Origin of the sequence: Sulfitobacter sp. UBA4523, from assembly GCF_002388305.1 — a bacterium.
In the GTDB taxonomy this organism is placed as follows: Bacteria; Pseudomonadota; Alphaproteobacteria; order Rhodobacterales; family Rhodobacteraceae; genus Sulfitobacter; species Sulfitobacter pontiacus.
In genome coordinates this window covers 1-209 of the sequence record NZ_DGMH01000065.1, presented here as the reverse complement: position 1 = coordinate 209, position 209 = coordinate 1, and the positions used below count along the sequence as shown (strand labels likewise).

The window sequence follows — 209 nt, the reverse complement described above, 5'->3', positions numbered from 1 at the left end:
ACCCCCACAAGGGTCAGCATCGGGAAATGATAGCCCTTCGCCAGAATCTGCGTGCCGATCAACAAATCAACCTCGTGATTATGCACCCGATTGACCAGCTCGGCCGCGGCCTTTGGCCCGGCGATATTGTCCGATGTCGCGACCTCGATCCGGATTTGCGGGAATGTCTCGACCGCTTCCTCATAAAGCCGCTCCACCCCCGGCCCGCA

1 protein-coding gene is annotated in these 209 nt (G+C 59.8%); it reads right to left on the bottom strand.

Going from position 1 to position 209, the window contains the following annotated elements; genetic code table 11:
• A partial coding sequence (locus tag B3849_RS14890; protein ID WP_286780395.1) for a hypothetical protein occupies positions 1 to 209 on the bottom strand: 209 nt, incomplete at both ends.